Source organism: Nocardioides sp. BGA-UO-ETr-FS32, from assembly GCF_059567905.1.
Genome location: NZ_JCAQOX010000015.1, coordinates 455,221 through 469,026 on the forward strand (window position 1 = coordinate 455,221; position 13,806 = coordinate 469,026).

Genomic DNA, 13,806 nt, shown 5'->3' on the forward strand with positions numbered 1-13,806 from the left:
GTCGGCGCTAGTCGGGACGGCGCACCTGCGTGCGGCCATCGTCGTCGCCATCGGGGTTGCCCCAGTGACCGGGCGCGCTCTGGCCGGGCTGCTGCGGCGGCTGGGGCTGCTGCGGAGCGCCCCACTGGCCGGGCTGGGCCGGCGGCTGCTGCTGCGGCGCGGGCTGCCCCCACTGCCCGGGCTGCTGCGGCGCAGCCTGGGGCGTGGAGTACGGGTCGGGCTGCTGCTGCTGCTGCGGCTGCTGGTAGGGGTCGGGCTGGCCCCACTGCTGCTGCGGGGGAGCACCCCACGCCGCGCCGGGCTGGCCCCAGCCGCCCTGCTGGCCCTGGTTCCACTGGGCCTCGTAGGAGCCGGGGACGAACTGGTCCTTCCGGCCGCCGCTGAAGTTGAGGCCCGAGCCGGCCACCGGGGCCGCGCCCTGGCCGAAGAGGATCGGGTAGGTGAGGCCGGCGATCGCCGCGCCGAGGAGCGGTGCGACGACGAAGAGCCACAGCTGCACGATCGCGTCGGTGCCGGCGAAGACGCCGACGCCGATGGAGCGGGCCGGGTTGACCGACGTGCCGGTCAGCGGGATGGCGACGAAGTGGATCATCGCCAGGGACAGGCCGATCGCCAGCGGGCCGAGCGCCACATTGATCTCGTTGCGCTCGTCGGTCACCGCCAGGATGATCCAGAGGAAGATCGCCGTGAGCAGGACCTCGAGCAGCAGGGCCGCCCACCAGGCGTAGCCCGAGCCCTGGTCGCCGAAGAAGTTCTGGCCCATGTTGCCCTCGGCGGTGAAGCCGTCGAAGCCGTTGCCGAGGCCGAACAGCACCGCGCCGGCGAGGAGGCCGCCGAGGAGCTGGGCGGCCATGTAGATGCCGACCTGGTTCCACGGCAGGCGGCCGCCGAGCACGGCGCCCAGCGTGACGGCCGGGTTGAAGTGGCCCCCGGAGATGCGACCGACGGCGTAGGACATCACCACGACGGTGAGGCCGAAGGTCAGGGCGGTCGCGACGAGGTCGCCGCCGCTGTAGACGGCGGCGCCGCACCCGAAGAACACGAGCACGAAGGTGCCCAGCGTCTCTGCGGTGAACTTCTGCCCGGTGGTCGGTGTGTCTTCGACGATGTCGCTCATCGCGAGCTCCTTGGAGAGTCAGGTCGGCCGTACCCCTCGTAGGCCACGCGAAGCCTAGCGGCGGCGAAAGAGGGGTGCGAGGGTAGGCGAGTCGCAACGCTTCCCCGCGTCAGGTATCTTGACGTCAAGAGTTATGCCCGGATCAGATCGCGATCTACAGGAGCTGTCGTACCCATGGCCAAGATCATCTACACCCACACCGACGAGGCGCCGCTGCTGGCGACGTACTCGTTCCTGCCGATCATCGCCGCCTACGCGAAGACCGCCGGTGTGGACGTCGAGACGCGTGACATCTCCCTCGCCGGCCGCGTGATCGCGCAGTTCCCCGACCGCCTCACCGAGGAGCAGCGCCTCGACGACGCCCTGGCCGAGCTCGGCGAGCTCGCCACGAAGCCCGAGGCCAACATCATCAAGCTGCCCAACATCTCCGCCTCGATCCCGCAGCTCAAGGCGACCATCGCCGAGCTGCAGTCGCAGGGCTACGACCTCCCCGACTACCCGGAGAACCCGCAGACCGACGAGGAGCGCGAGACCCGTGCCCGCTACGACAAGGTCAAGGGCTCCGCGGTGAACCCGGTGCTGCGCGAGGGCAACTCCGACCGCCGCGCGCCCGCGTCGGTGAAGAACTACGCGAGGTCGCACCCGCACTCGATGGGCGCGTGGAGCAGCGAGTCGAAGACGTCGGTCGCCACGATGGGCAGGGACGACTTCCGCAGCAACGAGCAGTCGGTCGTCCTCCCCTCCGACGACACGCTGTCGATCGTGCACGTCGGCACCGACGGGTCCGAGACGGTGCTCAAGGAGGGCCTGGCGGTCCTCGAGGGTGAGGTCGTCGACGCGACCTTCATGAGCGCAGCGTCGCTCGACGAGTTCCTCGAGCAGCAGGTCGCCAGGGCCAAGGCCGACGGCGTCCTGTTCTCCGCCCACCTCAAGGCCACGATGATGAAGGTCTCCGACCCGATCATCTTCGGCCACGTCGTGCGCGCCTACTTCCCCGACGTCTTCAGCCAGTACGGCGAGCAGCTCGCCGCCGCGGGCCTGTCGGCCAACGACGGCCTCGGCGCCATCCTCTCCGGGCTCGACAAGGTCGAGGGCGGGGCCGAGATCAAGGCCGCCTTCGAGAAGGGCCTGGCCGAGGGACCGTCGCTGGCCATGGTCGACTCCGACAAGGGCATCACCAACCTGCACGTCCCCTCCGACGTCATCATCGACGCCTCGATGCCGGCCATGATCCGTACGTCGGGCCAGATGTGGAACGCCGACGGCGAGCAGCAGGACACCCTCGCCGTCATCCCGGACTCGTCCTACGCCGGCGTCTACCAGGCCGCGATCGACGACTGCCGGACCCACGGCGCCCTCGACCCGGCGACCATGGGATCGGTGCCCAACGTCGGCCTGATGGCCAAGGCGGCCGAGGAGTACGGCTCCCACGACAAGACCTTCGAGATCCCCGCGGCGGGCAAGGTCGAGGTCCGCAACGCCGCCGGCGAGGTCCTGATGTCGCACGACGTCCGGGCCGGCGACATCTGGCGCGCCTGCCAGACCAAGGACGCCTCGATCCGCGACTGGGTCAAGCTCGCCGTCACCCGCGCCCGCGCCTCCGAGACGCCCGCCGTCTTCTGGCTCGACGAGACCCGCGCGCACGACGCCAACCTCATCGCCAAGGTCCACGAGTACCTGAAGGACCACGACACCGAGGGCCTGTCGCTCGAGATCATGGCTCCGGCCGCCGCGACGACGCACGCCCTCGAGCGCATCCGCCGGGGCGAGGACACCATCTCGGTGACCGGCAACGTGCTGCGCGACTACAACACCGACCTGTTCCCGATCCTCGAGCTCGGCACCAGCGCCAAGATGCTCTCGATCGTGCCGCTGATGAACGGTGGCGGCCTGTTCGAGACCGGCGCCGGCGGCTCGGCGCCCAAGCACGTCCAGCAGCTGGTCAAGGAGGACTACCTCCGCTGGGACAGCCTCGGCGAGTTCTTCGCCCTGGCCGCCTCGCTGGAGCACCTCGCCGACTACGACGACAACCAGCGCGCCAAGCTGCTCGGCGACGCCCTCGACCGGGCGACCGAGACCTTCCTCAACGAGGACCGCTCGCCCGGCCGCAAGCTCGGCACGATCGACAACCGCGGCTCGCACTTCTACCTCGCCCTCTACTGGGCCGAGGAGCTCGCGCAGCAGACCGAGGACGCCGACCTCGCGGCGGCGTTCTCCGCCCTCGCCGGCTCGCTGCGCGAGAACGAGCAGACGATCGTCGACGAGCTGCTCGCGGTGCAGGGCAAGCCGGCCGACATCGGCGGCTACTTCCGCCCCGACCCGGAGAAGGCCGCGGCGGTCATGCGTCCGTCCGCCACCTTCAACGAGGCCCTCGCCTCGCTCGACTGAGCGCGTACGAGCTGAGCGACCACGACGATGGTCACGGGGGAGCAGGGGTTGCCGCGAGCACCCCTGCTCTCCTCGCTCTCGCTGATGGTCGGCAACCTGCTGCCGATCTGGGCGGTGTGGGCCGGCCACATGTCGGTGGGCGACGTCTTCGTCGTCTACTGGATCGAGAACCTCGCCTACTGGGCGATCACGATCGTCAAGGTGCGCAGCGCCCGCGGCGAGCGCGCGCCGGGATCGGCACGGATGACCCTCAACGGCCGACCGGTCGACGCGTCCGACTCAGGGGCGCTGTCCTTCTTCTTCGCCCTCCACTACGGCATCTTCACCCTCGTCCACGGGGTCCTCGCCTTCGTGATGGCGTTCCTCACCGGCGGTGACCTCCACCCCGGCGCCTGGCTGCTCGCCGGCGTGGCGCTCGGCCTGAGCCACCTCGGCTCGCTGTGGCTGAACTGGTTCGACGGCGGCGAGCGCTGGCGCGTCTCGGCCCCCACTGCGATGTGGCAGCCCTACCCGCGGATGCTCGTGCTGCACGTCGGCATCATCGTGGGCTTCGGGCTGGCGATGCGATCGGTCGGCGCGTCGGAGGCCCCCAGCGGGCTCGAGGAGCTGGCGCCCGTGCTGCTCCTGCTCGGGCTCAAGACCGTGGTCGACCTCGCGCTGCACCTGTGGGAACGCCGCCGGGCCCGGTCGACGCAGCCCGTCGAGGCGGCGTGATCCCGGCCACGAACCACCCCGACGCGCCGCCACGGGGGAACAAAACCTCCGTCGCGCCCTCTTGCGCCAGGTGATGACGACGACCACCGAGACCACTGCCCTGCCCGACCACCCCTCGTCGCGCGACCTCGACGTCCCGTCGGTGACGGCGCGGCGCTTCGGCCTGGCGGTGCTCGCGCTGGCGACGGGCGGCTTCGCGATCGGCACCACCGAGTTCGTCACGATGGGCCTGCTGCCGCAGATCGCCAGCGGTGTCGACGTCTCGATCCCGACCGGCGGCCACGTCATCTCGGCGTACGCCGTCGGCGTGGTCGTCGGCGCACCCGTGCTCGCCTTCCTGGGCGCGCGCCTCCCGCGCCGGGCGCTGCTGGTGGCCCTGATGGCGGCCTTCGCGGTCGGCAACGGGGTCAGCGCGCTCGCCACCTCGTACGAGCAGCTGATGGTCGCCCGCTTCGCCGCGGGCCTGCCGCACGGCGCCTACTTCGGCGTCGCGTCGCTGGTCGCGGCCAGCATGGCGCGGCCCTCACGCAAGGGCCGCGCGGTGTCGCTGGTCATGCTCGGACTGTCCGTCGCCAACGTGATCGGCGTCCCGGCCGCCACCGTCCTCGGCCAGGAGCTGGGGTGGCGCGCCGCCTTCTGGGCGGCCGCGGGTCTGGCCCTGCTGACGCTGGCGCTGGTCGTCTGGTTCGTGCCGTCCGTGCCCGGCGACGCCGCCGCGAGCGGGCGCCGCGAGCTCTCCGCCTTCAAGGTCCCGCAGGTCTGGCTCACCCTGCTCGCCGGTGCAGTCGGCTTCGGCGGCATGTTCGCCGTCTACACCTACATCGCCCCCGTCGTCACCGACGTCGCCGGACTGGGGGAGCGGTCGGTGCCGGTCTACCTGCTCTCCTTCGGCCTCGGCATGGTCGCCGGCACCTGGCTGGCCGGGATCATGGCCGACTGGTCGATCTTCCGCTCGCTGATCATCGGCGGGGTCGGCATGGCGGGGACGATGCTGGCCTTCTGGCTCGCCGCGCCGTACGGATGGGCCGCGCTGCCGGTCGTCTTCCTGATCACCACGCTCGGCTCGGTGCTGGTCGTGAACCTCCAGCTGCGGCTGATGGACGTGGCCGGGGACGCCCAGACGCTCGGCGCGGCGATGAACCACGCCTCGCTCAACATCGCCAACGCGCTCGGCGCCTGGCTAGGCGGCCTCGTCATCGCGGCCGGGTGGGGCCTGCGCGCGCCCGCCCTCGTCGGCCTCGGCCTGTCGATCGCCGGGGTGGCGATCCTGCTGCTGTCGGCCGCGCTGCACGTGCGCGGGCGCGACGTACGTGCCTGATCGCCCCCGAACGGCTGTGTTCGTGTTGCACGGAGTTAACACGGGCGGAACTCCTGCGTAGCCCACGTTTGTAACGATCAAATCCGTGGGGGTGGATCAGCCACCCGGAACTCTTGCGGAGGGTGAGTCATGGACGACAACAAGATCGCGACGGAGATGGAGCGCCGCCGACAGCTGGCCGACCGCAACGTCGGGGCCGTGGTGAACCTGCTGCAGCGCCGCCAGGAGCTGCGGGGGATCTACCCGGCCGCCGACCTGGTCGCCGAGAACGTCGGCTGGGCCGTCTGAGGACGCTCGACACCGCGGGCTCCGCGAGCCCCTGCCCGGCTGACACGCTCAGCCGAGTCCCGGCAGGGGCTGCGGGGCCCACGTCGCGCCGTCGTCGGCGGAGCACCGGAGCTCGCCGAGGACACCTGTCCCGACCACCACGCAGACCTCGTCGTCCGTGGTGAACACCGACGTGGCGGCCCTGGCCAGTGAGACGGGTCGCACATCGCCGTCGGGCGTGATGCGGAGCAGTCCATCGCTCTCGGTCGTCAGGTAGGTGGTCCCGCCGTCGCTGACCGCGAGCGAGTGGGGTTTCCGCGCGCGGTCGTTGCCCTCGGTGTCGAGGCCGCTCACCGTGGTCCACGAGCGGCCGGCGTCGGACGACAGCAGGACCTCCGTGACCGGCAGGGAGCGGTCCTCCGCGTCGCCGCTGGACACCGCCGCGACGTGCTCGCCCGCACCAGAGATGTGGAAGATCCCGATCGTGCCCGGTGGGGTCGAGCGCACGTCCTCCCACGTGCGACCGTCCTCGGTCGCCTGCAGGCCCCACCTGAAAGGAGTGTCGGAGGTCGCGGCCACGAGCCGTCCCGCGGACGTGACGTGGCCGTAGCCGACCACGGGGCGTCCCGGCGGTTCTGGCATCGCGACCAACGTGCCGTCGCGCAGCAGGCGGCTCCCGTCGTGGGTCAGCACGGCCGTGTCGCCGGCCCGCAGGGGATCCCCGTCGAGGTCGCCCGTGTCGACCGGCTCGACGTCACCGTCCGGGCCCAGCAGGAGGGTGGGTCCCTGCTGGTCGTCCACGAACCAGCCACCGGGCACCGCGGTGACCGATGGCGAGCTCGCACCGACGACGTCGCCGGTAACCTCGTCGCCGTCGCGCAGGGTCCACGCGAACTGGCAGGCGTCCGAGGTCGCGCCGCACGACCGCCAGAACGCCACGGTGGCGCCGTCGACGGCTGACACGTGCCACGCCTCGACGTCCCCGCGCCCGAGGAGGTGGCGCACGCCCTCCGGGAGGTCGGGGTCGATGCGCGCCGAGGCGCCGTCGTCGGTCCGAGCGGGGTTGGCGGGAGCGGGTGAGGCGTCCCCACCGGGCCGCTCACCGAGCGCGAACCCCGCCCCTGCCACCACGACGGCGGCCGCGAGCCCGGCAGCGACCGTCGTACGGCGGCGGCGGCCGTCGCGTGCGCGGTCGAGGACGGCGTCGAAACCGGGCTGCGGTGCGCCGACCGCGTCGGCGACCTCGGCGACCGGCAGGTCGGCGAGGTGGTGCAGGGCGATCGCCTCGCGCTGGGCGGCGGGCAGCTCCCGGAGCGCGGCGAGCAGGGCGACCCGGTCCTCGGGCAGGTCGGCGTACGACTCCTGGGCGACGAGGCGGTGGCTGACGTCGCGGAAGAAGCGGTTGCGCCGCCACCGGGTGCGGGTGACGTTGATCGCGACCGTGCGCAGCCAGGCCTCGGGGTTGTCGGCGTCGAGGAAGGCGCGGGAGTGGTTCACGGCCCGCGCGAAGGCCTCCATGACCGCGTCCTCAGCCTCGACCGGGTCGCCGGTCACGCCGGTCAGCTGGCCCACCAGTCGGCGGTAGGAGGCGTCGTACACCTCGTGGACGCGGTCGACCGCTGCGTTCCCCCGTGGCATGGCCCACCTTCCCATGGGTCGTCTGCTGTTTCCCTGACGACTCATGGGAAGGCGGGCCGGTTGCATCCCTACAGCAGCCAGCAGTTGCTGAGCTGCGGGATCCCGGCGAACCGGGCCTCGAAGAACGGCAGCGACTCCGCGACGTGAGGCACGAGGCCGCCGACGTGGAGCGGTGCCACGTTGGTGGACAGCCGCACGTTGGCGCCCTTGCCGCACCACGACTTCGCCATCTGCTTGCCGACGGCGTAGGGGATCACGTCATCGAGCGCGGAGTGGGTGACGAGCACCGGGACCGTCGGCTTGATGGTGCCGATGCGCTGCGCCCCCACGATCGACTTGAACGGCTCGGCGGCCATCAACGTCGACATCGGCTGGCCGTTGTAGCTCAGCGTCGACGACTTCACGAAGGCGTTGTTGAGCAGGTCGAAGACGCACTCGGTCTCGACGCGGTCGCTGGTCGCACGTCCGGTCTCGTTGAGGTACGGCGTCAGGTCGACGTCGTAGCTGGCCGCCAGGCCGCGCAGGGCGAAGAAGGCGAACGAGGAGTAGAGCCCGCCGTCGAGGTTCGTGGCCACCTTGGTGAGGTCGGCGGGCACGGCTCCGACGACGGCCCCCTTGACCCGGAGGTCGGGGGCGTACGTCGAGGCCAGCTCCACTGCTGCCGCGGCCGCGCCGCCGCCCTGGGAGTAGCCCATCAGGCCGACGGGACTCGTCGGGCTGAGCCCGGTGTCGGACAGCTGCTGCGCGGCGCGTACGACGTCGAGCGTGGCGCGGCCCTGGGACACGCGGTCCATGTAGGTGTGGATGCCGACGGTGCCGAGGCCCTCGTAGTCGGGCATCGCCACGGCATAGCCGCGCAGCAGCAGCGCCTCGATCCCGATGCCCTCGTACTCGATGCCCTCGGAGAACTGGCGCGACGGCGCGCACCGGTCGGCCATGCCCTGGGTGCCGGGGGAGTAGCCGATCACGGGGCGCGAGCCGAGCCCGATCCAGGGGGCGTTGGGGACCAGGACGGTGCCGGAGACCGCGATGGCCTTTCCGGCGCGGTTGGTGGTCTTGTAGAGGACGCGCTGCGCGTTGCGGACCAGGCTGGTGGCGTCGAGCGGGTCGAGCAGGAAGGTCATCTTCTCGCTGCGGATGACCGTGCCGTTGGCGCTGGGCAGGGTCGCGGGCGTCTCGTAGAACGCCGGCCGGGGCGGCTCGTCGACAGCGGCGTGCGCCGGCGACGTGCTGATCGCCACGAGGGCGAGCGTGGTGGTGAGTGCGGTGGTGAGCAGGGTGGAGACTGACGCGATCGGGCGTGCCGACAGACCCCGAGTGCGTGTCCGACGACGTGATGGTGCAGCTGCCATGATGGCTTCCCTCCTCGGCCGGACCACCCGGCCGACGTCGGAAACCTACTGGTGAGTCACATCACACTGACAGTGTGACGTCGGTCACAGGTCGGCACCGCGTCGACAGCGGGCGCGTACGGACGTGGGACCGCGCGCCGACGCGTCGCGCGGCGGTGAGAGACTGGCGCCATGTCGACCTCACCCGCTGCACGCCCGCGGGTCCTCTCCGGCATCCAGCCGACAGCGGACTCGTTCCACCTCGGGAACTATCTCGGTGCGCTGCGTCAGTGGGTCGCGCTCCAGGAGGACTTCGAGCCCTTCTACTTCATTGCCGACCTGCATGCGATCACCGTCGAGCAGGACCCCAAGGTGCTCCGCGAGCGCACCCTCGTCTCGGCCGCACAGCTCGTCGCGGCCGGCGTCGACCCGGCGCGCGCCACGCTCTTCGTGCAGAGCCAGGTGCCGGCGCACACCCAGGCCGGCTGGGTGCTGCAGTGCCTGACCGGCTTCGGCGAGGCCCGGCGGATGACCCAGTTCAAGGACAAGTCCGCCAAGGGCGGCGAGGGCGCCGCCAGCGTCGGGCTGTTCACCTACCCGATCCTCCAGGCGGCCGACATCCTGCTCTACCGCCCCCAGTACGTCCCGGTCGGCGAGGACCAGCGCCAGCACCTCGAGCTGACCCGTGACCTCGCGAACCGCTTCAACCACCGCTACAAGAAGACCTTCCGGCCGCCCGAGCCCTACATCCTCGAGTCCACGGCGAAGATCTACGACCTCCAGATCCCCCAGAAGCAGATGTCGAAGTCGATCGGCGGCCAGGGCTGCGTGTGGGTCCTCGACGACCCCAAGGTGCTGACCAAGAAGTTCCGCTCGGCCGTGACCGACTCGGAGACCGAGATCCGCTTCGACCGCGAGAACAAGCCCGGGGTCAGCAACCTGCTGTCGATCCACTCCGCGCTCTCCGGGGAGAAGGTCGAGGCGCTGGAGTCCGCCTTCGAGGGCCGCGGCTACGGCGACCTGAAGTCCGAGGTGGCCGACGTCGTCCTGGAGACCCTCACGCCGCTGCGCGAGCGCACGCGCGAGCTGCTGGAGGACCGTACGGAGCTCGAACGCATCCTCCGCGAGGGCGCCGGGCGTGCTGGCGCGGTGGCCGAGGCGACGCTGCGCGACGTCTACGACCGGGTCGGCTTCCTGCCTGCGACTCGCTAGGGTCGGATGGTGCCCACCATCGGAGTAGCCATCGCCATCCCCGAGCCCTGGGCGAGCGAGCTCCAGGACTACCGCACCAGTGTCGGTGACACCACGGCGACGCAGATCCCGACGCACATCACGCTGATCCCGCCCGCCGAGGTGGCCGAGGAGGAGCTGCCCGCGGTGAGCGACCACCTCGCCGGCGTTGCGGCCACGGTGGAGCCGTTCGACATCCACCTGCGCGGGACCGGGACCTTCCGGCCGGTGTCACCGGTCGTGTTCGTGACGGTGGCCGAGGGGATCTCGGGCTGCGAGGTGCTCGCCGACGCCGTACGCCGGGGTCCGCTGGCGGTGGAGCTGCACTACCCCTACCACCCGCACGTCACGATCGCGCACCACCTCGACGACCCGACCCTCGACCGGGCGTTCGACGAGCTGGCCACCTTCGAGTGCCGCTTCGCCGTCGACGCGTTCAGCCTCTACGTCCACGACACCGACACCGGGTGGCGCCCCACCCACGAGTACGGGCTGGGCTGATCATGTCCTTCGTCTCGGACCTGAAGGAACGCGTCGAGCGCGTGCGGGAGCGGCGGCCGTTCGTCGACCACGTCGTGCGCGCGGTCGAGCACTACGGCACCGTCAACGGCAGCGCACTCGCCGCCGCGGTGACCTACTTCGCCTTCCTCTCCTTCTTCCCGATCCTGGCGCTGGCCTTCGCGGTCATCGGGTTGGTCTCGCGCGCCTACCCCGACGCCGACGAGGACCTCGTCACGGCCATCAGCGACGTCCTGCCCGGAATCATCGGGAACGACGAGGGCGAGCTGCCCCTGTCGACGTTCCAGGACAACGCGCCGGGCATCCTCAGCGTCGGCATCCTGCTCGCGCTCTACTCCGGCCTCGGCTGGCTCTCGGGCATGCGTACGGCGCTGGTGGCCGTCTTCGAGGAGCCCGAGCGCGAGCAGCCCAACTTCGTCGTCGGCAAGCTGCGCGACCTGCTCGCCCTGCTCACCCTCGGCTCGGTGCTCGTCGTCAGCGTGTCGGTCTCCGGCGTCGCGACGAAGGTCGCCACGCCCATCCTCGAGCTCGTCGGGCTCGGTGTCGGAGCGAAGCCGCTGCTGTGGGTCTTCGCCCTGGTCCTCGGTCTGGCGGCGAGCGCACTGCTGTTCTTCGCCTTCTTCAAGCTCCTCGCCACCCCCGACGTACCGACTCGTTCCTTGTGGTCGGGCGCGGTCCTCGGCGCCGTGGTGTTCGAGCTGCTCAAGCAGCTGTCCACGGTCCTGCTCCAGAGCACCCGCGAGCAGCCCGCCGTCCAGGCCTTCGGCATCGCCCTGATCCTGCTCGTGTGGATCAACTACTTCTCACGGGTCGTCGTCCTCGCCGCGGCCTGGGCGCACACCTCGCCGGAGGCCCGCGCGATCCGCGACGCCCGCAGGGTCGTCGACCAGATGCCCGAGGGCCCGCGGATCGACCTCGCCGCGGCGAGCGCCGGCGTACGGACCGCGGCCGCCGATGGCGCTGGGGTGACCGCCTCGCCGAAGGCCGCCTTCGCCGCGGGTGCCGCCTCCATGCTCGGCCTCGTCGCGCTCGTACGCCGCCGGCGGTGACTGCCCGCCTCTGAGCGGTGCGTGAGCCACGTTCCTTCGCCGCTGCATGTGGCTGCGCCACCGCGTCCGGGCGTGTCGTTCGTGTCGCCTGCTCGGGCGGTGGCTGAGCCACACTCGCCCGCCCTGGAATGTGGGTGGGGCACCGCTCCCGGGAGCCCTCCTGTGTTTCGCTCGTCAGACTCGTGAGCCACCCGTCATCCACAGCGTGCGTCGCGACGGGCGTTTCCACAGCCCTGACGTCACAGGACGGCGCTCGGGGCTCGGGCGTGGCGCGATGGAGTCATGCACCACGTAGCCCCCGAGCTCCTTCACGGTCCCTTCACGCGCGCGTACGCACTGGCGACGGGGCTCCCTGCCCGCGTCCTCGAAGGCGTGCAGTTCCGACGTCTTCATCAGGGCGTGTACGTCCACAGGAGCCACGAGATGACGTGGACCGACCACGCCGAGGCAGCGCGACTGGCGTTGCCCACGAACGCGCGTACGACCGGAGTGACAAGGCTGCGTCAGCTCGGGCTCGACGTCGGCTCGGCGTTCCCGCTCCATTTCGTGATCGAGGGTGACCACCACCTCGTGCTCACTGGCGTGTTCCTGCACCGAACCGTGAAGATGCCGCCGTGCGACGACGTGGGGACCACCGTCGAGGCAGCTTTCGTGGCCTTCTGCGCGGAAGCCCGGCTCATCGATGCGATCGGGCTCGGGAGCTATCTCCTGCACAAGAAGTGGCTCGACCTCGGCCTCCTCGAGCAGATCCTGGGCGAGGAGAAGTGGCGCCGCGGCGTGCCGGAGACGACGTACGTCCTGCCGCACCTCGAGGGGCGCTGCCGATCGATCCCCGAGGCCGAGCTGTTCGCGTACGTGGTCTTCGCCACGCTGCCCGTGCCGGAGGTCAACCGGGTGATCGAGCTCCGCGCGGGCGTCCAGCTCACGCCGGACCTGTGGTTCGAGGACTACGGCCTTGTCGTGGAGTACGAGGGGAGCCACCACCAGGACGATCGCGCCCAGTACAACGCCGACATCGACCGCTATGCGCTCTACCGTCGACACGACGTCCCCTACGAGCAGGTCACCAAGGAGCGGATGCGATCGCCCCGCGCGACGGTCCGGTTGGTCCACGCCGCGCTCGTGGCGGAGGGGTACGACGGGCCGCCGCCGGTGTTCGGTGAGCAGTGGGAGTCGCTGTTTCTGCCGCTCGCAGAACTCGTACGCGCATCTCGCGCGGCGTGATCAGCGCGGGCGGTGCGGGAGCCACATTCCCCATCCGGCGAACGGGGCTGTGACACCGCCCTGCGGCGACCCTCAGCATGTCGCTCCTGGAGCGGTGGGCCACCCACATTCGTGGCGCATGGAATGTGGTTGTGGCACCGCTCCCCAAGCACCTCGGCAAGGTGGCTGACGCACCGCTCTAGGGACCCACCGCCCGAGCCGGCGGCCCGGAGACGCAGCGAGGGCCGGGGGAGACCCCCGGCCCTCGACGACGTACGCGGCAGCGGTCAGTGACCGTGCTTGATCGCGGTGCGCAGGTCCTTGTTGAGCTGCGAGATCACGTCGAGCGGGATCTCCTTGGGGCAGGCGGCGGTGCAGGCGCCGATGTTGGTGCAACCGCCGAAGCCCTCGTGGTCGTGCTGGGCGACCATGTTGACCACGCGGCTGTCGCGCTCCGGCTGGCCCTGGGGGAGCTCGCCGAGGTGCGTGATCTTGGCACCCATGAACAGCGACGCCGAGCCGTTGGGGCAGGCGGCGACGCAGGCACCGCAGCCGATGCAGGTGGCGACGTTGAAGGCACGCAGGGCGTCGTCGCGGGGGACGGGCACCGAGTGGGCCTCGGGGGCCGAGCCGGTGTTGACCGAGATGTAGCCGCCCTGCTGGATGATCCGGTCGAAGGCGCTGCGGTCGACGACGAGGTCCTTGACCACCGGGAAGGCGTCCGAGCGCCACGGCTCGACGGTGATCGTCTCGCCGTCCTTGAACGAGCGCATGTGGAGCTGGCAGGTCGTGGTGACCTCCGGGCCGTGCGCGTCGCCGTTGATCATCAGCCCGCACATGCCGCAGATGCCCTCGCGACAGTCGGAGTCGAACGCGATGGGCTCCTCGCCCTGCTCGTTGAGCTGCTCGTTGAGCACGTCGAGCATCTCGAGGAACGACATGTCGGGGGACACGTCGGCGAGCTGGTAGGTGTGCATCGCCCCGGCGGACGAGGCGTCCGGCTGGCGCCAGATCTTGAGGGTCAGGTTCATG

The 13,806-nt window shown here is 70.9% G+C and carries 12 protein-coding genes; 8 read left to right on the forward strand and 4 right to left on the reverse strand.

Annotated elements, in window-relative coordinates; genetic code table 11:
• Window positions 1-7: 7 nt before the first annotated feature.
• Complete coding sequence (locus tag AC57BS_RS15700; protein WP_496412367.1) at window positions 8-1,117, reverse strand: MIP family channel protein; 1,110 nt, start codon at window positions 1,115-1,117, stop codon at window positions 8-10.
• 174 nt (window positions 1,118-1,291) lie between these two features.
• Between AC57BS_RS15700 and AC57BS_RS15705 the strand changes: the two genes are divergently transcribed.
• The 4 genes from AC57BS_RS15705 (at window position 1,292) to AC57BS_RS15720 (ending at window position 5,825) form a co-directional block, all read left to right on the forward strand.
• A complete protein-coding gene (locus tag AC57BS_RS15705; protein ID WP_496412368.1) occupies window positions 1,292-3,505 on the forward strand; it encodes an NADP-dependent isocitrate dehydrogenase in 2,214 nt (737 codons plus the stop codon).
• A gap of 48 nt (window positions 3,506-3,553) precedes the next feature.
• Window positions 3,554-4,219, forward strand: coding sequence for a DUF6498-containing protein (locus AC57BS_RS15710; RefSeq protein ID WP_496412369.1), 666 nt, complete (start codon window positions 3,554-3,556; stop codon window positions 4,217-4,219).
• Between the two features lie 73 nt (window positions 4,220-4,292).
• Entirely contained in the window at window positions 4,293-5,537 is a 1,245-nt protein-coding gene (locus AC57BS_RS15715; protein WP_496412370.1) for an MFS transporter, read from the forward strand.
• Between the two features lie 129 nt (window positions 5,538-5,666).
• Window positions 5,667-5,825 carry a hypothetical protein gene (locus tag AC57BS_RS15720; protein WP_496412371.1) on the forward strand — a complete coding sequence of 53 codons (159 nt, stop codon included), beginning with the start codon at window positions 5,667-5,669 and terminating at the stop codon, window positions 5,823-5,825.
• Between the two features lie 48 nt (window positions 5,826-5,873).
• On the opposite strand, the gene AC57BS_RS15725 is transcribed toward AC57BS_RS15720, so the two are convergent.
• Together AC57BS_RS15725 and AC57BS_RS15730 are read right to left on the reverse strand one after the other, a co-directional pair.
• On the reverse strand, window positions 5,874-7,442 hold the full coding sequence (locus tag AC57BS_RS15725) for a sigma-70 family RNA polymerase sigma factor (protein ID WP_496412372.1): 1,569 nt from the start codon (window positions 7,440-7,442) through the stop codon (window positions 5,874-5,876).
• A gap of 68 nt (window positions 7,443-7,510) precedes the next feature.
• The gene (locus tag AC57BS_RS15730) at window positions 7,511-8,683 is read right to left on the reverse strand and encodes a lipase family protein (RefSeq protein ID WP_496412373.1); all 1,173 of its coding nucleotides are present in this window, start codon (window positions 8,681-8,683) and stop codon (window positions 7,511-7,513) included.
• Between the two features lie 282 nt (window positions 8,684-8,965).
• Here AC57BS_RS15730 and trpS point away from each other — a divergent pair, with 282 nt between their 5' ends.
• From trpS to AC57BS_RS15750, 4 genes are all read left to right on the forward strand, one after another.
• Complete coding sequence (gene trpS, locus AC57BS_RS15735; RefSeq protein ID WP_496412374.1) at window positions 8,966-9,985, forward strand: tryptophan--tRNA ligase; 1,020 nt, start codon at window positions 8,966-8,968, stop codon at window positions 9,983-9,985.
• A 9-nt stretch (window positions 9,986-9,994) separates the two neighbouring features.
• Window positions 9,995-10,504 (forward strand): 2'-5' RNA ligase family protein, encoded by a 510-nt coding sequence (locus AC57BS_RS15740; RefSeq protein WP_496412375.1) that lies wholly within the window; start codon window positions 9,995-9,997, stop codon window positions 10,502-10,504.
• A gap of 2 nt (window positions 10,505-10,506) precedes the next feature.
• The gene (locus AC57BS_RS15745) at window positions 10,507-11,571 is read left to right on the forward strand and encodes a YihY/virulence factor BrkB family protein (RefSeq protein ID WP_496412376.1); all 1,065 of its coding nucleotides are present in this window, start codon (window positions 10,507-10,509) and stop codon (window positions 11,569-11,571) included.
• Window positions 11,572-11,994: 423 nt separating this feature from the next.
• Window positions 11,995-12,795 (forward strand): hypothetical protein, encoded by an 801-nt coding sequence (locus AC57BS_RS15750; RefSeq protein ID WP_496412377.1) that lies wholly within the window; start codon window positions 11,995-11,997, stop codon window positions 12,793-12,795.
• 266 nt (window positions 12,796-13,061) lie between these two features.
• On the opposite strand, the gene AC57BS_RS15755 is transcribed toward AC57BS_RS15750, so the two are convergent.
• A complete protein-coding gene (locus AC57BS_RS15755; protein ID WP_496412378.1) occupies window positions 13,062-13,805 on the reverse strand; it encodes a succinate dehydrogenase/fumarate reductase iron-sulfur subunit in 744 nt (247 codons plus the stop codon).
• Window position 13,806: the final 1 nt, after the last annotated feature.